Raw genomic sequence first — 17,869 nt, 5'->3', positions numbered from 1 at the left:
ATTTTACTCAAAAAAATATTTATTAAATATGAAATATGGCTATTTTAATGAAAATTCTCTCAAAATTTTAAAATTTGGAACACAAAAAAGTAAAAATTTGGCTAACGCAAACTTAAAATTTCGTCAAAAGCCTTTTTTAGCTTTTCAAAAAGCGGATGAAAAGGAACTCCATTTACTCTTAAATCGGCAATCGTCGTGATAAAATTCGTATCCCTCTCCCAGCGAGGCACCAAATGATAGTGCACGTGCTCGGCAATTCCCGCACCTGCGGCTTTACCCAAATTCATACCGATATTTACGCCAGTTGCTCTTAACTCACGCTTTAAAATCACAACGCCCTCTCTTACAAAAAGACTCATCTCAAGCCAAGTCTTTTCGTCCAAGTCCTCGATCTTATCGACATGAGCGTAAGGTATGACCATAAAATGACCAGGGCTATAAGGGTATAAATTCATAATACCAAAGCAGTGCTTGGAGCGAAACAAAACACCTGTCTTATCATCGTTTTCAGGATGATTGATAACCTCACAAAATACGCATTCAGCGCTTTTTGTATTAAAATACTCGCTTCTCCAAGGCGCACAAAGATGCTCCATCATCCCTCCTTTATATCTTTTACGGCTTTTGCAAGATCGCTCTTGCGCATAAAATGCTCGCCTATCAAAAAGGCATCAACACCGATTTTATTTAAATTCTCAAGCTGGCTATGCTCATAAAGTCCGCTTTCGGCTACTATTATTTTTGACTTAGGTATAAGCGGCACAAGGCTTTCGCACAAACTCATATCCATCTCAAAACTTTGCAAATTTCTATGATTTATACCTATGATATTAGCTCCTGCAAGTATAGACTTCGTGATATCTTCCTTATCGTGAGCCTCGACAAGCACTTCAAGCCCTAAATGATGAGCGTATTCAAGAAGTTCTTTTAGCTCTTTTAAACTCAATGCCTTTGCTATAAGCAGAATAAAATCGGCTCCATAAACAAGAGTTTCTAAAATTTGGTATTTATCGATTATAAAATCTTTTCTAAGCAACGGCACGCTTACGTATCTGCGAATTTGAGTGATAAATTCCAAATTTCCTCTGAAATAATGAGGCTCGGTTAAAACCGATATCGCGTTTGCTCCGCCGCTTTCATAATCCTTAGCTATAAAAATAGGCTCAAATTCATCTCTTATAATGCCTTTGCTAGGGCTTGCTTTTTTCACTTCGGCTATTATTTTAAAAGGATCTTTCTCGTCTGATTTAAGAGCGGGCAGGACATCTCTGGGCACATAAGGATTGTAAGCAAGGCTTCTTCCAAGCCACTCCTCAGGATACTTCGCCTTTTTCTCCTTTAAATCCTCTTTGGTGCGTCTTATGATCTCATCAAGTATCACTTCACGTCCTTTTGCGCTTGGTTTTTACTTAAGCACTCCTTGATAAGTCTTATATGCTCTTTTGCTTCGGTTGAATTTACGAATTCATCATCGTGCAGTGTTTTACTCATAACCTCATCGGCTCTTTTGCACTCTCCTAACTTATAAAGCCCCCACGCAAGAGAGTCAAGATAATATACCGAATTTGGCTCTTTAATCAAAGCTCTTTCAACCAGCTCTACACCTTTTTTAACATCCACATCGTGATCTATAAGCAAGTATCCGTAGTAGTTTAAATATATCGGATCATCAAGCTTAATGGCTGATTTTTCAAAGTTATGAATAATCTCCTTTAAACTCTCTTTGCTTAAATTTTTAGCATCTCTTTCATACTGATATACAGCCATTTTGGCTTGATAGTCAAGGTTAAAGCTTTTATCAAAAAGCTCTTTAGCCTTATTATAAGCCTTGTCATACTCACCCATTATAGCCCACATTTCCATTAGCAAATTATCATTATGGTTGTATTTTTGCAAAAATTTAGCCGCACCCTCATAGTTTTTTTGATAAGCAAACACGCCTACGGCTTTGTTAAGATACTCTTTTTCCTTAGTAGTCTTATAAAGATCCTCGTAAATTTCTACGGTATCGTTTATCTTGCCCGTTTGCATATATAGATCAATAAGCGTTAGGCATACATGTACGCTACAGCCGTTAATGCGCCTTGATGTTTCAAGATAGCTTAGCGCCTCTTCTTTTTTGCCCATTTTGTTGTAAAGAAATTCTACCATTCTAAGCAAATTTTCATCGCTTTTGTCTTTTTCATATACGATTTTAAACTGCTCTAGCGCCTCTTCGTTGTTATTTTGCATTGACAAGATAGTACCTAGCATTATGTGGTTGCGAGGTTTACTCTCCTTTTTTACAAGGCTTTCCATAACCTTTCTAGCCTCATCAAGCCTATTTGTATTCATAAGGCTTGCGCCTTTAATACGAAGAAAGTCGGTGTCATCTTTTAAATTTTTCTCTGCAAGCTGCATAATACTATCAAATTCCGCACTATTAGTAAAAAATGCAAATTTAAGCGCCTCTTTTAGATAAGCTGGCTTTTTAGTCTCCTCATAAAGCTTCTTATAAATAGCCATCGCCTCGTCATGTTTAGCGTTATCGACAGCCATTAAAGCCTCTAATATATAAAGATTTTCATCTATCTTTATCTTCTCATTTGCAAAGCAAAAGCAAGAGATAAATAGCGCAAGCACAACTCTTACAAACGCCTTATTCCTATACATTCTCCCTCCAATTCCTCAAAATGAGTCTTAAAATAATCCCAAAACGGAAAACTTACGCACTGTTTTGGGCGAAATTCATAAACAGAACAGTTTTGCTTAACCTCATCAAAAAAGACGCAGGCAAAGCCATCTTTATAAATTTTTTCTTTGATACTAAATTTATATCCGTGTTTTTCTAAAAATTTATCCTTAAATTCCTCTACACTTAAATCCAAAAATCCTGCCAGAGCTTCTATCTCGGCGCTATTTATCCATATATAGCCGCTTTCTCCTGTGCAGCATTTACCTCCGCATTCATCGCACTTTGTAAAGTCGAATTCATACTCAAAGCCGCTTTGGCGAATCATATCTCGCAACTTTGACTAAAAGTGCCTGCGCGAGTAAAAATTTCACTTGCTTCTTTTGTATATCTTTCACCTTCAAGAATAAATATCGGCGGTAAAATTTTAACTAAAGCTTTTGAATTTTTTTTAGCTTCTATGATAACCAAACTTGCCTCTTTGTTTGCTTTTGGATAGACAAATTTTATGCGGGTCGGGTTAAATTTATACATTTTTAAAAGAGTTAAAATTTCACTAAGCCGCTTAGCGTCATAACAAAACACAAAAACTCCGCTTGGCTTCATAATCGAATTTACCGATTTTATAAGCTTTTCAAGAGGCAAAAATTCACTATATCTACTTATTTTGATATGCTCGTTTTCACTCTTCTTAGCTCCGTCGTGATAGTAAGGCGGGTTTGAGATAACAAAATCATATCTCTTCTGGCACTCAAAATTAGCAAAATCAGCCGTTATGAAGCTAGCTTTTAAGCCGTTTTCATCGGCGTTTTGTTTGGCAATTTTTATATTTACCTCTTGCATATCAAGCATATCAAGATCAATAGCTTCAAAATCGCGCTTAAGAAGCAGTCCAAGCACTCCACATCCGCATCCGACCTCAAGCACGCTACCTTTTAAGCCTTCCTCGCAGATAAAGCCGTAAAGCATCATCGTATCACTGTTGTATCTGTAGCCTACTCTTGGTTGGATGATTTTCATCTATAAACCTTGATGACAAAGCCTTGTTTTGTGGAAGAAGTGATGATTTCGCTACTATAAGATATGCGAGAAAAATCTCCAAATTCATCTCGTATGAGGTTGCCTGCGGTTTTTGCACGCTCTCTTCCTATACCGAAATTTGCGTAGGTATTTATGCGCTCAAGCTCATTTTTAGGCACGAGCTTGGCAATCTTGGAGGTTGCGATAAAATTTCCCTGACTTACTATAGGAGTTATCTCAAAATAATAATTTGAATTATATTTTTGCAAAAACTCGGTAACTTTATTTATGCAAGTTATGGTAGGCTTATCCGATCCAACGCCCATATCATCGCACTCCACCGAAGCTATAAATACGACTTTTTTAGGCACTTCGCTCTTAAAATTCAGCTGTATTATCTTTCGTAAATTTTCATTTTCATTACTTAGATACTCGCTATCTTCAAGAACCTGCGCGATCTGTTTTTTTGTCTGTTCAAGCTCGTTTTTTATAGCTACGTGATTTTTACCTATTGCGGCTAAATTTTTTAGCTCTTTAGCCTCTTTGATAAGCCTTGAGTTTTCTTCATTTTTAGCCTCTATTTGAGATTTAAAATTTTGCTTAAACTCTTCAAATTTATCGCTTAACTCTTTTATCTGAGAATCTTTTTTAGCTATCTTTTCGTCAAATTCATCAGATATTTTTTTATACTCTTGCATAGCTTTTTGTGCGTTTGCTACCTGCTCTTTGGCATCTTTATCGATTTGGATATTGCTTTGGATCAGTAAAGTTATCTTATCGTTTAAGATTTTATAGTTTTTAATGTCTTTTTTATTGTTTAAAATTTCCTCTTCAAGCCGTTCGCTAGTTTCTCTAAGCTGCTCTTTAAGATAAGTTATATTTGATTCATCGGCTTCAAGCTGCTCGGATTTTTTTATATTCTGCTCGCTTAAGTCTTTTACGGTAGCTTCAAGTTCGTTTTTTAAGGCAGAGCTTTCACTGACGCTTCTTTCAAGCTCCATCTTTAGCCTCTCAACTTCGTTTTTATAAAGAGAAGACATGCTTAAAATATCTTTTTCAAGATTTGATTTTTCTTTTTCAAATTTTGCTTTTACATTCTCCATTTGAGAATTTAACTCATCGTTTTGAGCTTTAAATTTAGCATTTTCTTCGCTTATTTTTCTTAGCCTATCTTTTGTATCGTTGGTTTTTTCTTGATAATCGTCCGAGAGCTTTTTTAGCTTCTCATTAGCTAAGTCGGCATCTTTTTTGATAGCTAAAATTTCATCGTCTTTTTGCTTTATGATCTTTTCAAAATCCTCTTTTTTGGCTTCCAAGTCCGATTTAAGCTTGTTAAGTTCGTCTTGGTTTAAATTCTTAGCTTTTAAAACAGCCGCTTCTTGCTCGCTAACAACTCTTTTAAGCTCGGACTCTTTAAGATTAATAGTATCTTTTAGCTTGCCGTTTTCATCTTTCAGTTTTGAAATTTCAGCCTTTGCGCCTTTTATCTCGGCTTGTAAATTTGCTCTTATACGCTCAAATTCACTCTTTGAGGCAATAGGCTTATCGCTAACTGCCGTAGCGTCAGTATCAGCTCTGCCAAGCTGTTCTTTTAGGCTATCGACTTCATTTTGAAGTTCGGTTATGCGAGTTGCGGCTATTCTTGAATTTTGCATACTTTGCATCTGAGCATCTCTTAGCTCTTTTTCAAGATCATCAATCTCTTGGGCGTATTGATCTATAAGTCTTCTGCTATCTTTTGAATTCGCAAGTTCGTCTTTTCTTACATATTTAGCCTGCTCATCCTTTGGAAGCTCCTCAAAACTATGAACCTTTATCACCACCTCTTTTTGTTCGCTAATTTTAGAAGCGGAATTTTTTTGCAAATTTAGATACAAAAAATATCCGCTTGTAGTAACAAGCGCACCGAGTATAAAAAAAGATAGCGAATTTAAAAAAGACTGTTTCAACTCTACCTACTGTTTTTAATGCTTTGTATAACTTTATGCGCATGATTTAGCGCTAAAACAATCGAGCCGCCGTTTTTAAGCACGATATCTCCGCCTATATAAAGCCCTTTTATGGTGCTTTGATAGTTCTCATCTACAATAGGATCTTTATCCTCATCAAGCTCTACGCCGCACTTTTGCAAGAAATCAACAGGAGTCGAGCCGCCTATAGCGTAAATGATTCGGTCATAAATTTCGCTAGTATCATCCGTGAAATTTACCTTTATCTTGCCTGATTCGTTTTCAAGCTCTTTTATATCTACGCCAAGTTTTAATTTTAGCTTTTTAGCGTTTGCTAGCTCCATAACCGCGCTTTCATTTATATCATTTAGTCTTGTAAATTTATCCTTGCGGTAATTAAGCGTCACGTCGTTTGCTTCGCTAAGCTCTACGGCGTATTCGGCAGCCGAATTTCCACCGCCTACGACGATTATCTTTTCACCGCTTGAACATGAATTTAGATTAAAATTTACAACCGAATTTAGCGAAGGGGGAATTTTATAATCAGGCTTATTCGGACGCCCCATTTTACCTATAGATATCATCACATTTTTAGCGCCGTATCCCACCGAAGCGGTCGTGATATGAAACACTCCGTCTTCTTTTTTCACGCTTTCAACCTCGGAGTTAAATGCGGTATCTATCTCGTCGTTATCCAAAAGCTTATCAAAATAATCAAGCGTGCTCTCTTTTGTTCCGTCATCAAAAGCCACAATTCCGTGAATCGTGCTATCTTGCCCCTTATAACTCTTATCAACGCGCTTGTTGTCTTTGTAAAATTTACGAATGGTTTGGCTATGGTTATCGCCTTTTTCTAATAATAAAACATTTCTAAAACCGTTAGCTTTAGCCTCTACAACCGCAGCAATACCGCAAGGACCGCCGCCTATCACCACAAGATCGTAAACACATCTCATACTTTTCTCCGTTATCTAATAATTTTTATTGATAATTTAGCAAAATTTGTATTAAAAATGAAGAAATTTGCCTATATTTTACGAGAGTTTTTATTAGAATTTAAATTTAAAGAGTTAAAACAGCTTTTTAATACTATTTTAACTCTTGATTTTTAGTTTTTCTTTACAAAATCAGCTATCAAAAAGGCAAGCTCAAGCGCCTGATCTGCGTTTAAGCGCGGATCACACTGCGTTTCGTAGCGATTTTCAAGGCTCTTTTCGGTTATATTAAACGCACCGCCGACACACTCGGTTACATCTTGTCCCGTCATCTCCAAATGCACGCCTCCGGCGTAAGTTCCTTCAGCTTTGTGAATTTCAAAAAAGCTCTTAACCTCGGATAAAATTTTATGAAATTCGCGAGTTTTATAGTTGTTTGAGGATTTTACTGTGTTTCCGTGCATAGGATCGATACTATAAAGGATATTAAGCCCTTCTTTTTTTACTCCGCGTAAAATTTCAGGAAGTTTGTCTCCTATCTTTTCAGCTCCCATTCTGACGATGATATTTAGCCTGCCCGCTTCGTTATTCGGATTTAGTTTGCCAGCGAGTTTTATCACATCTTCGCTAGTTACGCTAGGTCCTATCTTAACTCCGATCGGGTTATGAACTCCGCTTAAAAAATGCACGTGCGCATCATCAATTCCGCGCGTTCTCTCGCCTATCCAAAGCATGTGAGCCGAGCAGTCATACCAATCTCCCGTAAGACTATCTTCGCGAGTTAAAGCCTCTTCGTAAGGAAGCAACAAAGCCTCGTGAGAGGTATAAACTACGGTTTGATTTATGGTCGGAGTATTTTGAGAAGTTATACCGCAAGCTTCCATAAACGCAAGTGTTTGGCTTAGTTTTTCAACCAATTCATCGTATTTTTTGCCAAGCTCAGGCTTTTTGATAAAGCCCAAATTCCATCTATGCACCTCATGCAAATCAGCCAAACCGCCTCTTGAAAACGCACGAAGAAGGTTCATTGTCGAGGCTGATTGATAATAAGCCTCTATCATTCTTTTTGGATCAGGCACACGCGCAGCTTCGTTAAACTCAAAGCCGTTTATGATATCGCCCCTGTAACTAGGCAGTTTTGCACCTCCGACCTCTTCATAGTCGCTACTTCTAGGCTTTGCAAACTGCCCTGCCACGCGACCGACCTTAACTACGGGACAACGCCCGGCAAAGGTAAGAACTATCGCCATTTGAAGCATGACTTTAAACATATCTCTTATATTGTTCGCGTTAAAATTTAAAAAGCTCTCCGCGCAATCTCCGCCCTGAAGCAAAAACGACTTGCCTTCGGTAACATCCTTAAGCGCCTTTTTAAGATTTCTCACCTCACCCGCAAAGACAAGCGGAGGAAGCGAAGCAAGCTTGTTTTCCACTCTTTTTAACTCATCTAAATTTGGATAAACGGGTTGCTGCAAGATGTTTAAATTTCTCCACGAGCTTTTAGTCCAATTCATCTCATACCTTTTTAAAAAATAACTCAGATTTTAACCAAAAAGAACTTTTAATACACATAAAATTAAACTCAAAGAGTAAATTTGTGAATTTAAGTAACAAATTTTTATAAGTGTTTCAAAATTTAACTAAGCTGTGATTAAAAATTTATTAAATAAAATAGCTTCAAAAAAAGAATTCCGATGAAAAACTACGAAAACGAAACAAAAGCGGGCATGATATACGGTCTTAGCGCCTTTATACTTTGGGGACTTTTTCCGATATATTTCAAACAGCTTTATGAGTTGGGATTTGCCGAGATAGTCGCTCACCGTATCATCTGGTCGGTACTGTTTTTATATATCCTGCTTAAATTTAGCAAAAAGTTATCAGAGGCAAAGAAATTTTTTACAAACAAAAAAACCGCGTTTTTACTCTTTACCAGTGGAGTTTTGATAGCTCTTAACTGGTCGATTTATATCTATGCGGTTAGCATAGATAAGATTGTGGATGCAAGCTTAGGATACTTCATAAACCCTCTCATAACCATGCTTCTTGGTGTGATAGTTTTAAAAGAGAAAATTTCAAACACTGGCAAATTTGCGATATTTATCGTATTTATCGCTATATCAATCCAAATTTACGATGTGGGCGGACTGCCTTTTATCTCGGTTATCCTGCCTCTTTCGTTTGCTATCTATTCGCTTGTTAGAAAGCGTATCAAAATTCCATCTTTAGAAGGACTTTTCGTAGAGACTACGATGGTTATGCCTATTGCTATTGCGGCGCTGTTTTTCATAGCAAAGAGCGGGCAAAATCACTTTGATTTTTCGTGGTTTGGGCTTTTTATCACGCTTTGCGGACCGCTTACGGTTATACCGCTTTTACTCTTTAATTCGGCTGCTTTAAGAATAAATTTAAGCACCATCGGCTATATGCAGTATATCTCGCCCTCACTTCAACTTCTAATCGCGGTCTTTGTCTATAACGAACCGATAAACACGGCTAAAATAAGCTCGTTTGTGCTTATTTGGATAGCTCTTGGAGTAGTTAGCATAGATGGAATTTACAAAAAGAAAAAGCAAATTTGAGTATAATCGCCTTTGAAATTTAAGTAAAAAGGAAATTTATGGATATTTTTACTATGACGATAGTAGTTTCGCTTGCGGTTGCGGCAATAATCTATATGCAAATTCAAAAAATAACTAAAAATATCGATCAAAACGGCACGCTTGCAAACAACTCTCCTGAAAATTTAAGGCAAATTTCAGTGCAAAAATACAAAGACTTCTGTGAACTCATAAACAGCGAACTAAGAGAGCTTAAAAATATGGCGCTTTACGACGATATGCTAAAAGACGTCGAGCTAAAAGATAGCTTTTTAGAGAGTCTTAGCGAGATGAGCAAGAAACTAACCTTCATAGAAACTATGAATACCGCACGAAATCCAGACAAATGGGAGAGCGAGCTGTTTGAAGTGCTAAACAGACTTGACGAGCTCGTTGAAGCAAATTTCAAAGACGGCGAACGCGTGAGCGATGAGATAAGAGATAGACTAAGTGCGGAGTTTGCAAAGCTTCAAAATTAACTACTTCAAAAATTAAATAATTTTCAAAATACTGAAAGCTCTACTTTAATATCTTTAAGATGATATCCGCTTTCATCTTAAAGATATTTTTTGATAATGTATATTAAAATATCGTATTAAAATATAAATTTACCAAAAAAGGATTATTTTGATTAGATGTCCTTGCTGCGGATATTTAACTATGAAATATATAAATGCGAATGACGGCTTTTGTGTTGATATATGTCCTGTTTGCCATTGGCAATTTGACAAAGCTTCAAGCAAGCTAGGCTCTATAAATGCAAGAGAGCCTATGGATGATGAGATAAATTAAAAGAATATCATGAACGCCAAACTCTTTGACGGAAAGATAAATTTAACTTCTAAAATGTACACCAAAGATCAGATGGGCTTGATATATCAAGGGACTTATGGTTGCTCTATAACCATGATAGATAGTCTCGCTACATTTCAAATTTTTTATAATCTTTTGGGGCATAAAAATTTAACAGATGAAGAACGCGTAGAGATATTTCTTACCGCTCTCCAAAGAATTCTCGAAGATGGAAAAGCCATATTAAAGCCTCCTTCTTATCTATGGGACAATAAAAAGAAAAGACACAATACTCCAACAAGAGTAGTAAAGATGAAATTCGGAGATGAAATAGCATGGGACATTCCTATAGAGGATATGATAGATTATCTTAGGCAAAAGATGATGGAAGAAGACTTTGATAAGGATAATTTATTCTGGTATGATAAATACGCTCCTAGTTTAATCTGGGATCCCGAATACGATGAAGAGTATGCGAAATACGATGAATCAAAGATTTTTGTTGTAGAAGGACAGGGATTTAAGCAAGCAAGCGCAAGCTAGAATTTTAAAGCGGTAAAATTTCAGTCGCTTAAAATCGTTATTTGAAAATATATAGAATGTTAAGTAAAAAAATAATAATATAGCGTTTTTGGATTAACTCCTATCCTAATAACTTCAAGGAAATTTGATGAGCTACACCAAAAAAGACCTCGTAACAACTTCAAATTTAAGCAAAGATGAGATTTACCACTTCTTAAATTTAGCCAAAGAATTTAAAGAACTAAACAACTCCGAAATCAAAAAAGCAAAATCCCTCTACGGAAAAACAACAGTAAATGCGTTTTTTGAAAACTCCACGCGCACAAGAACCAGCTTTGAAATAGCGGCAAAGCGCCTTGGAGCAGACGCCATAAACTTTAGCGCCTCTCAAAGCAGCACCAAAAAAGGCGAAACGCTGATTGACACCATAAACAACATAGTCGCGATGAAAACCGATATCGTAGTAGTTAGACACTATAGCTCAGGTGCTGCGAAATTTGTAGCGGCAAACACCGACGCTCACGTAGTAAATGCCGGCGACGGGCTAAACGAGCACCCAAGCCAAGCCCTGCTTGATCTATTTACTATCCTTGAGCACAGAGGAAATTTAGAAAATTTAACCGTAGCTATAATCGGCGATATATTTCATAGCCGCGTGGCTCGCTCAAACATCTACGCAATGCAAACTCTCGGTATCAAAGTTAAGCTGTTTGGTCCGCCTATGATGCTAACGGGAATGGAGGCTTTTGGCTGTCAAATTTGCAAAAGCATGCAAGAAGCGCTTGAAGATACCGATGTAATCATCATGCTTAGGATCCAGCTTGAACGCCAAGATGATGAAGTGGCGTTTCCGTCGGTAAGAGAGTATTCTAAATTTTTCGGGCTCACCGCTTCAAAGATGAAATTTGCCAAAGATGGGGTCATGATACTTCACCCCGGACCGATAAATAGAGGTGTAGAGATAAATTCAGACGTTGCGGATGATCCTAGATACTCTCACGTATTAAATCAGGTCGAAAACGGAGTTGCCGTAAGAATGGCGATACTTCATACTTTAATCTCAAACAAATAAGGCAAGATATGACTACTTTAATAAAAAACGCAACCATAGTAAATTCCGATGAAATTTTTAAGGCAAATATCCTGATAGACGGCGAAATCATAGCTGATATAACGACAGACGAACCAAAGGCTGATAGCGTCATAGATACCACAGGAAAGCTTGTGATACCGGGGCTTATCGATATGCACGTACATTTTAGAGATCCGGGGCTTGAATACAAAGACGACATAAACTCAGGTAGCGAAACGGCAGTTGCAGGAGGCGTAACAACCTGCTTGCCGATGGCAAATACAAATCCCGTAAACGACAATGCCGTAATAACTCGCGATATGATCGCTAAAGCAAAAGCAAGAGGACTGATCGACCTGCTTCCGATAGGTGCTATCACAAAGAGTATGGGCGGAAACAAAGTCGTAGAGATGGGCGATATGGTAGAAGCCGGGGCAGTTGCATTTAGCGATGACGGCTTGCCCGTAGCAAGCAGCGACGTGATGAGATACGCACTTGAATACTCAAAGCATTTTGGCTCATTTGTGATAAACCACTCGCAAGACTGCTCTTTGTGTCGCGGCGGACATATGAACGAAGGGCGAGTTTCGGCGATTTTAGGCATCAAAGGCATGCCAAGAGAGCAAGAGGAGATCATGGTGTCTCGCGACTTGCTTCTTGCAAAGCTAACGGGCGGACACATCCACATAGCTCACGTTAGCTCGGAGTGGTCGCTAAAGCTCATCAAGCAAGCCAGAGATGAGGGTATAAATGTAACTTGCGAGGTTACGCCGCATCACTTTACATATACCGAAGACGAGCTGATGAATTATGATACAAATTTTAAGATGTCGCCGCCTTTGCGCACATCAAGCGACGTAAAAGCCGTAAGAGAGGCTATCGCAAACGGGCTAGTGGATGTCATAGTAACCGACCACGCCCCGCACCATACGGATGAAAAATTTTTAGAATTTGATAAAGCTCCGTTTGGAATTTTGGGACTTCAGACGCTGATTCCAATGACTTTAGATCTTGTTAGAGAGGGGCTTATCGACTATAAAAAAATGGTTGAGCTGACATCTTTTAACCCGGCAAAGCTTCTTAAACTAAACAACAAAGGCAAGATAGCAAAAGGAATGATGGCGGACATCGTTATCGTAGATCCTGACCTTGAATACGTCTATGATAAAAATTTAAACAAATCCAAATCCCAAAACTCTCCGTTGATTGATAAGAAATTAAAAGGCGCGGCTATCAAAACGATAAAAAGCGGCAAATTGGTATTTGACTTTCCTAATGTAGTAGCGTGAATTTCATTTCACGCTATCTACAAATCAATCAAATTTAACGCTTAAGCTTGTAAATTTTACTCATTAAGCAAATTTTGTGTAAATTTATCCAAATATTAGATAATAAGAGATATTTGAAATTTTATAGTAGTAAATTTATTTTATTAAATTTGCAAATTTAAACTTCATAAAATTTGCAAGCCCAAAATTATCAGGCTTGCAAATATATTTTACTTGCCGTTAAGCATATAAGTTGAGCGTAAAAACACATCAACTCCAGCGAGTAAGGCGTTTTCGTCAAAGTCAAAACAGCTGTTGTGATGTCCCGCGGCAAGCTTTGTGCCTATCATCAGATATCCGCTCTTGCCGCCGTTTTTTTGCACTTTTTGCATAAAATGCGCAAAATCCTCGCATGCGCTAAAAGTAAATTCTTTCACTATCAGGTCGTTATTTATATAAGGCGACTGAATTGCTGCTTTTTCATAAAGCTCGGTTATCTCAGGGCTACTATCTCCGCCGCTGGTACCGCCCGTAAGCTTTACCTCGTAATCCACGCCGTGAATCATGCTTACACCCTTAATAATATCCATACATTTGTTAAACATAAATTCATTAAGCTCTGTAGTCTCTCCGCGAGTTTCGCAGGCGATAAATCCGTTTGGCGCAATGACGTTTCTACCCTCTCCCGCCTTTAAAACACCTACATTTATACGAGTTACTCCATCGGCATGACGCGTGATAGCATGCATATTTATAGCAGCCTCGGCAGCTGCAAGTAGTGCATTGGCTCCTTCTTGCGGAGCTCCTGCGGCGTGGGCTGAGCGACCTGTGAAGATAACGTCAAACTTAGATGTCGCCAAAAGTTTGTTGGTGCCGCAAATTATGCCTGCATTTACTTTAGCTTGAAACCCGATATGTCCGCCAAGCAGATAATCCACATCATCAACCACACCCATAGGCTCCATGCCTACCGCACCGCGCGTGCCCTCTTCTGCGGTTTGAAATATAAATCTGAATTTGCCGTTAAAATCATCTAAATTTTCAGCTATTATCTTTGCAAGTGCAAGTCCTATCGTGATATGTCCGTCATGTCCGCAGGAGTGCGTAATACCGTCTATATCGGCTCTAAAGCCCTCTTTTACAGGTCTATGGCTCTCATCTTTGCTCTCGGTAACATCCACGCCGTCGATATCAAATCTAAACGCCGTCATCTTGCCTGCCCTACCCGTATCGATATCCGCAACTACGCCTGTAAGCCCATCCTCCATAAGAGGCAAGAATTCCTGCTCCTCTTTGCTTAGCAAGCTTTTGGCTCTTTCTATAGCCCTTTGCGCAGCCTCAGGAGTGCCAAGCCCTTGTCTGGCATCTGGCTTTACTATCTCGCGCCCCATTTTTAGACCATATCCATAGTCTTTTAGCTTCTTAGCTATGCTGGCAGTAGTAAAAAATGTAAACCAACCCGTCTCAGGATGTGAGTGATAAAAGCGTCTGTGCGCTATCATTTCATCTTTTAAATTTTCGACCTTAGCTTGAATTTTATCCATATTTAACTCCTTAAATTTCAGATTTTAAATATTAATTTTAGATTATAACTCAAATTTAATTTTAAAAGTCTAAAAATATTGTTAAATTAGGTGGATGACAAGGAATAAAATTTATTGAAGCTCGCTCTTAAGCTTCATGATTCGCTCGTAAGATAGCTCTATACGCTCTTTTGGAATTTTCTTTTGATTTACTGCATCAACTATTATTTGCGTTACGTATTCGGCGGTTTTTCGCTCCCCTATCATAAAGTCGCTAAAGAGCAAGATATCTCCGCCCGCATTTATGAAATTTACAACCTTTTGAGTAAGACTAAAGCCCTTTAAGCCTCCCATGAGCATATCATCGCTTATGACAACACCATTAAATTTCAGCTTTTCCCTTAGCAAATTTTGGATAATTTTTTCAGAAAGAGATGAGGGATTTTGATTATCCTCTTGATTTAAATAGACATGAGAGACCATTATAAGCCTTGCCTGATTCTTTTTGATCGCATCATAATAAGGCTTAAGTTCGTTATAGTTAAAATTTTCTATCACAGTTTTTGCATTATGTGAGTCCGTTTGTGCAGAACCGTGTCCCGGAAAATGCTTAAGCGTAGTTAGCACCCCAACTTCGCTAAAAGCATCTAAAAATTCACTCGCATATAAAGAAACTTCATCTATATCCCTACTAAAAGCTCTGTCCTTGGAAGCTATGATAGGAGATACCGTGTCTAACACATCGACAACGGGGGCGAAATTTAAATTTACGCCGACCTCTTTTAGCTGAGTAGCCATACGACCGTAAAGCTCTTTTGCGCTTTTTAGATCAAGCCTTCTAGCCACTTCGCTTGCCGAGATAAAGGTTTCAAATCCAGCCTTATCCTTAAATCTGGTTACAATTCCGCCCTCTTCGTCTATGGCTATAAATATATTTTTTTGAGCATTCTTAAAGGCTGCGGTTAAAGCCTTTAGACTCTCTTTATCTTTGACATTTTTGCCAAGCAGCATAACTCCGCCAAATCTTTGATACTTGGCATCAGATATTGCGGTTTTAGCTTCGTTTTGATTTGCGCCGTTAAAGCCCACCATTATCATCTGGGCTATCATTTTGCGAAGCGGCGGTTTTTCATTTGCAAAAAGCAAACTGCAGGTGATGATAGCAATGCAAAAAAACAGCCTCGATAAAATTCTCAAATTTTCTTCCTGCTAAGAAGATCAATAAGGCTCTTTTGAACCTCTTTGCCGCCAAGCATGGCGACTACTTCATTTACTATAGGAGTATAAATTCCCTCTTTTTTAGCAATCTTTTCTATGGCATAAGAGGTATCTATGCCCTCGGCAACTTCGCCTAGATCGTTTAAAATTTTATTCAAGCTTTCGTTTTTAGCAAGTCCAAGTCCTACTCGGTAATTACGCGACAAGACGCTTGAAGCTGTAAGAAAAAGATCGCCCGCCCCGCTTAAACCTAAAAAAGTCTCGTCTCTTGCGCCAAAATACTTGCCAAACCTCGCCATCTCGACAAGCCCTCTTGAGATAAGACTTGCTCTAGCGTTATTTCCCAGTCCAAGACCATCGCAAATTCCACCGGCTATGGCAATCACGTTTTTATACGCTCCACAAATTTCAGCCCCTATAACATCGTCTGATGTATATGCCTTGATATAACTTGGAAAAAGATTTGAAATTTCTTGAGCTAGCGACAAATTTATAGAATTTACGACAAGGGCGCAAGGAAGTTTCTTTTCTACCTCTTTTGAAAAGGTGGGTCCGGACAAGAAAGCCAAATTTGCACTATCGACGTACTGCTCGTAAATTTCGTTTAAAAATTTTAAACTGCTTGTTTCGATTCCTTTTGAGGCTACTAAAATTTTTTGATTGTAATTTTTAAAATTTTTCTTAAGCCACTCGCCCGTAACCTGAGAAGGAATAGTCATAACTAAAATTTCAGCCTCTAAAGCCTCATCAGTAGATACGAAATTTGGAATTTGACGAGGTGTTTTAGAGCTTATTACGCATTCGTTTTTCTGAGAAAGCGCATGAAAAAGAGCGCTTCCCCATTTGCCAGCTCCAAAAACAGCTATTTTCATATCAAAGCTTTGTTTTTAGTAGTTCATTGACTTTAGACGGATTAAAAGCACCCTTGCCTTCCTTCATAACCTGACCGACAAAAAATCCAAATAGCTTGTCTTTGCCGCTTTTATACTCGGCAACCTTATCTGCGTTTGCATTTAAAATTTCATCTATAATCGCAAGTATAGCTCCATCATCACTAACTTGCTTAAGCCCCAATTTCTCTATCGCATCATCTACGCTTATATCGTTTTCCATAAGAAAATCAAGAATCTCCTTAGCAGCCTTTCCGCTTATAGTGCCGTCCTCTATCCTAGCTAAAAGAGTTGCCATTTTAGCGCTATTTACAGGGGAGTTCTCTATAGTAACGCCGTTTTTGAGCCTTCCTAAAAGCTCCACAAGTAGCCATGTCGAGCAGAGTTTTGGAGATATGTTAGCGCCCACCAAGTCCTCAAAATACTTTGCCATCTCGGCAGAACTTACTAAATTTTTAGCATCGTCTTCTTTGATATCGTAATCTTTTATATATCTAGTCACTTTTTGCTCTGCAAGCTCAGGGATTTTGATCGCCTCATTATACATATCTTCAGGAATTTCTACGGGCAATAAATCAGGATCGGGGAAGTATCTATACTCGGCACTATCTTCTTTGCCGCGCATTGACTTTGTAACCAAATTTACCGTATCAAAAAGTCTTGTTTCTTGATAAACTTCCTCATCGTATTTGCCATCTTCCCACGCTATGCTTTGGCGCTGCACTTCGTAATCAATAGCTTTTTGAATAAATTTAAAGGAATTTAAGTTTTTAATCTCAACTCTTGTGTAAAGTTTCGTATCGCCCTTTGGTCTAATACTTACGTTTGCGTCGCAACGAAAGCTTCCTTCTTGCATATTAGCATCGCTTATGTTTAAAAATCTCAAAATAGAATGAAGCTTTTTAAGGTAAGCTACCGCCTCATCGCTACTTCTTAAATCAGGTTCGCTAACTATCTCAAGCAAAGGAGTTCCCGCTCTATTAAGATCAACAAAGCTAACGCTTCCTTCGTGGATGTTTTTACCGGCATCCTCTTCAAGATGGGCTCTGGTGATACCTATGCGCTTTTTCTCGCCGTTTACATCGATAAAAAGCTCGCCATTTTCTACTATAGGCACTTCAAACTGAGAAATTTGATAAGCCTTTGGAAGATCCGGATAAAAGTAATTTTTTCTATTAAAAACCGATTTTTTATTTATAGTTGCATTTACCGCAGTGCCAAAGCTTATAGCCTTTCTAACGGCTTCTTTATTTAGCACAGGCAAGGCTCCGGGAAGTGCTAGACAAACAGGACATACATGAGTATTTGCTTCATCGCCAAAACTCGTCGAGCAGGAGCAGAAAATTTTCGTTTTTGTATTAAGCTGGGTGTGAACCTCAAGACCGATTACGACTTCAAACATAATTAAC

General features: G+C 38.3%; 18 protein-coding genes. 6 read left to right on the top strand and 12 right to left on the bottom strand.

All coding sequences use genetic code 11. From position 1 onward, the window contains the following. Nucleotides 1–101: 101 nt before the first annotated feature. The 8 genes from CDOM16188_RS04260 to CDOM16188_RS04225 all read right to left on the bottom strand — a co-directional run bounded on the left by CDOM16188_RS04260 (nt 102) and on the right by CDOM16188_RS04225 (nt 8,089). Entirely contained in the window at nt 102–596 is a 495-nt protein-coding gene (locus tag CDOM16188_RS04260; RefSeq protein ID WP_172199356.1) for an HIT domain-containing protein, read from the bottom strand. After that, nucleotides 596–1,381 (bottom strand): indole-3-glycerol phosphate synthase TrpC, encoded by a 786-nt coding sequence (gene trpC / locus CDOM16188_RS04255; protein WP_172199353.1) that lies wholly within the window; start codon nt 1,379–1,381, stop codon nt 596–598. Before trpC ends, CDOM16188_RS04260 begins: the two co-directional genes overlap by 1 nt. Further along, nucleotides 1,378–2,652 carry a lipopolysaccharide assembly protein LapB gene (locus CDOM16188_RS04250; RefSeq protein ID WP_172199350.1) on the bottom strand — a complete coding sequence of 425 codons (1,275 nt, stop codon included), beginning with the start codon at nt 2,650–2,652 and terminating at the stop codon, nt 1,378–1,380. The genes trpC and CDOM16188_RS04250 overlap by 4 nt, the downstream gene beginning before the upstream one ends. Then, on the bottom strand, nt 2,628–2,999 hold the full coding sequence (locus tag CDOM16188_RS04245) for a YkgJ family cysteine cluster protein (RefSeq protein WP_172199347.1): 372 nt from the start codon (nt 2,997–2,999) through the stop codon (nt 2,628–2,630). Before CDOM16188_RS04245 ends, CDOM16188_RS04250 begins: the two co-directional genes overlap by 25 nt. Next, nucleotides 2,996–3,691: a tRNA1(Val) (adenine(37)-N6)-methyltransferase gene (locus CDOM16188_RS04240; RefSeq protein ID WP_172199344.1), complete on the bottom strand. Its 696-nt coding sequence runs from the start codon at nt 3,689–3,691 to the stop codon at nt 2,996–2,998. Before CDOM16188_RS04240 ends, CDOM16188_RS04245 begins: the two co-directional genes overlap by 4 nt. Further along, nucleotides 3,688–5,640 carry a hypothetical protein gene (locus tag CDOM16188_RS04235; RefSeq protein ID WP_172199341.1) on the bottom strand — a complete coding sequence of 651 codons (1,953 nt, stop codon included), beginning with the start codon at nt 5,638–5,640 and terminating at the stop codon, nt 3,688–3,690. The genes CDOM16188_RS04240 and CDOM16188_RS04235 overlap by 4 nt, the downstream gene beginning before the upstream one ends. Before the next feature lie 2 nt (nt 5,641–5,642). After that, on the bottom strand, nt 5,643–6,596 hold the full coding sequence (locus CDOM16188_RS04230) for an NAD(P)-binding domain-containing protein (RefSeq protein WP_172199338.1): 954 nt from the start codon (nt 6,594–6,596) through the stop codon (nt 5,643–5,645). Nucleotides 6,597–6,748: 152 nt separating this feature from the next. Next, nucleotides 6,749–8,089 (bottom strand): class II 3-deoxy-7-phosphoheptulonate synthase, encoded by a 1,341-nt coding sequence (locus CDOM16188_RS04225; RefSeq protein ID WP_172199335.1) that lies wholly within the window; start codon nt 8,087–8,089, stop codon nt 6,749–6,751. 180 nt (nt 8,090–8,269) lie between these two features. Here CDOM16188_RS04225 and rarD point away from each other — a divergent pair, with 180 nt between their 5' ends. From rarD to CDOM16188_RS04195, 6 genes are all read left to right on the top strand, one after another. Further along, nucleotides 8,270–9,157, top strand: a complete 888-nt coding sequence (gene rarD / locus CDOM16188_RS04220; RefSeq protein WP_172199332.1) for an EamA family transporter RarD — start codon at nt 8,270–8,272, stop codon at nt 9,155–9,157. A gap of 38 nt (nt 9,158–9,195) precedes the next feature. Continuing rightward, entirely contained in the window at nt 9,196–9,654 is a 459-nt protein-coding gene (locus CDOM16188_RS04215) for a hypothetical protein (RefSeq protein ID WP_172199329.1), read from the top strand. Nucleotides 9,655–9,802: 148 nt separating this feature from the next. After that, nucleotides 9,803–9,967, top strand: coding sequence for a CPCC family cysteine-rich protein (locus CDOM16188_RS04210; RefSeq protein WP_301538604.1), 165 nt, complete (start codon nt 9,803–9,805; stop codon nt 9,965–9,967). 9 nt (nt 9,968–9,976) lie between these two features. After that, nucleotides 9,977–10,510 carry a hypothetical protein gene (locus CDOM16188_RS04205; protein WP_172199324.1) on the top strand — a complete coding sequence of 178 codons (534 nt, stop codon included), beginning with the start codon at nt 9,977–9,979 and terminating at the stop codon, nt 10,508–10,510. 127 nt (nt 10,511–10,637) lie between these two features. Continuing rightward, complete coding sequence (locus CDOM16188_RS04200; protein WP_172199321.1) at nt 10,638–11,561, top strand: aspartate carbamoyltransferase catalytic subunit; 924 nt, start codon at nt 10,638–10,640, stop codon at nt 11,559–11,561. An 8-nt stretch (nt 11,562–11,569) separates the two neighbouring features. Then, the gene (locus CDOM16188_RS04195) at nt 11,570–12,850 is read left to right on the top strand and encodes a dihydroorotase family protein (RefSeq protein WP_172199318.1); all 1,281 of its coding nucleotides are present in this window, start codon (nt 11,570–11,572) and stop codon (nt 12,848–12,850) included. A gap of 209 nt (nt 12,851–13,059) precedes the next feature. On the opposite strand, the gene CDOM16188_RS04190 is transcribed toward CDOM16188_RS04195, so the two are convergent. The 4 genes from CDOM16188_RS04190 to gatB form a co-directional block, all read right to left on the bottom strand. Beyond that, a complete protein-coding gene (locus tag CDOM16188_RS04190; RefSeq protein ID WP_172199315.1) occupies nt 13,060–14,373 on the bottom strand; it encodes an amidohydrolase in 1,314 nt (437 codons plus the stop codon). Nucleotides 14,374–14,484: 111 nt separating this feature from the next. After that, entirely contained in the window at nt 14,485–15,549 is a 1,065-nt protein-coding gene (locus tag CDOM16188_RS04185; RefSeq protein ID WP_253908127.1) for a glycoside hydrolase family 3 N-terminal domain-containing protein, read from the bottom strand. Further along, entirely contained in the window at nt 15,546–16,442 is an 897-nt protein-coding gene (locus tag CDOM16188_RS04180) for an NAD(P)H-dependent glycerol-3-phosphate dehydrogenase (protein ID WP_172199312.1), read from the bottom strand. Before CDOM16188_RS04180 ends, CDOM16188_RS04185 begins: the two co-directional genes overlap by 4 nt. Nucleotide 16,443: 1 nt before the next feature. Then, complete coding sequence (gene gatB / locus CDOM16188_RS04175) at nt 16,444–17,862, bottom strand: Asp-tRNA(Asn)/Glu-tRNA(Gln) amidotransferase subunit GatB (protein WP_172199309.1); 1,419 nt, start codon at nt 17,860–17,862, stop codon at nt 16,444–16,446. Nucleotides 17,863–17,869: the final 7 nt, after the last annotated feature.

The organism is Campylobacter sp. RM16188 (assembly GCF_012978795.1).
GTDB classification, from domain to species: Bacteria; Campylobacterota; Campylobacteria; order Campylobacterales; family Campylobacteraceae; genus Campylobacter_A; species Campylobacter_A canis.
This window is presented reverse-complemented; position numbering and strand designations above follow the sequence as displayed.

Excerpts from the sequence above, each read along its gene's own strand:
- CDOM16188_RS04205 (WP_172199324.1), top strand. The coding sequence starts at position 9,977 with ATGAACGCCAAACTCTTTGACGGAAAGATAAATTTAACTTCTAAAATG.
- rarD (WP_172199332.1), top strand. The coding sequence starts at position 8,270 with ATGAAAAACTACGAAAACGAAACAAAAGCGGGCATGATATACGGTCTT.
- CDOM16188_RS04200 (WP_172199321.1), top strand. The coding sequence starts at position 10,638 with ATGAGCTACACCAAAAAAGACCTCGTAACAACTTCAAATTTAAGCAAA.
- CDOM16188_RS04245 (WP_172199347.1), bottom strand. The coding sequence starts at position 2,999 with ATGATTCGCCAAAGCGGCTTTGAGTATGAATTCGACTTTACAAAGTGC.
- CDOM16188_RS04240 (WP_172199344.1), bottom strand. The coding sequence starts at position 3,691 with ATGAAAATCATCCAACCAAGAGTAGGCTACAGATACAACAGTGATACG.
- gatB (WP_172199309.1), bottom strand. The coding sequence starts at position 17,862 with ATGTTTGAAGTCGTAATCGGTCTTGAGGTTCACACCCAGCTTAATACA.
- CDOM16188_RS04250 (WP_172199350.1), bottom strand. The coding sequence starts at position 2,652 with ATGTATAGGAATAAGGCGTTTGTAAGAGTTGTGCTTGCGCTATTTATC.
- CDOM16188_RS04225 (WP_172199335.1), bottom strand. The coding sequence starts at position 8,089 with ATGAATTGGACTAAAAGCTCGTGGAGAAATTTAAACATCTTGCAGCAA.
- CDOM16188_RS04230 (WP_172199338.1), bottom strand. The coding sequence starts at position 6,596 with ATGAGATGTGTTTACGATCTTGTGGTGATAGGCGGCGGTCCTTGCGGT.
- CDOM16188_RS04190 (WP_172199315.1), bottom strand. The coding sequence starts at position 14,373 with ATGGATAAAATTCAAGCTAAGGTCGAAAATTTAAAAGATGAAATGATA.
- CDOM16188_RS04260 (WP_172199356.1), bottom strand. The coding sequence starts at position 596 with ATGGAGCATCTTTGTGCGCCTTGGAGAAGCGAGTATTTTAATACAAAA.
- CDOM16188_RS04180 (WP_172199312.1), bottom strand. The coding sequence starts at position 16,442 with ATGAAAATAGCTGTTTTTGGAGCTGGCAAATGGGGAAGCGCTCTTTTT.
- CDOM16188_RS04195 (WP_172199318.1), top strand. The coding sequence starts at position 11,570 with ATGACTACTTTAATAAAAAACGCAACCATAGTAAATTCCGATGAAATT.
- CDOM16188_RS04215 (WP_172199329.1), top strand. The coding sequence starts at position 9,196 with ATGGATATTTTTACTATGACGATAGTAGTTTCGCTTGCGGTTGCGGCA.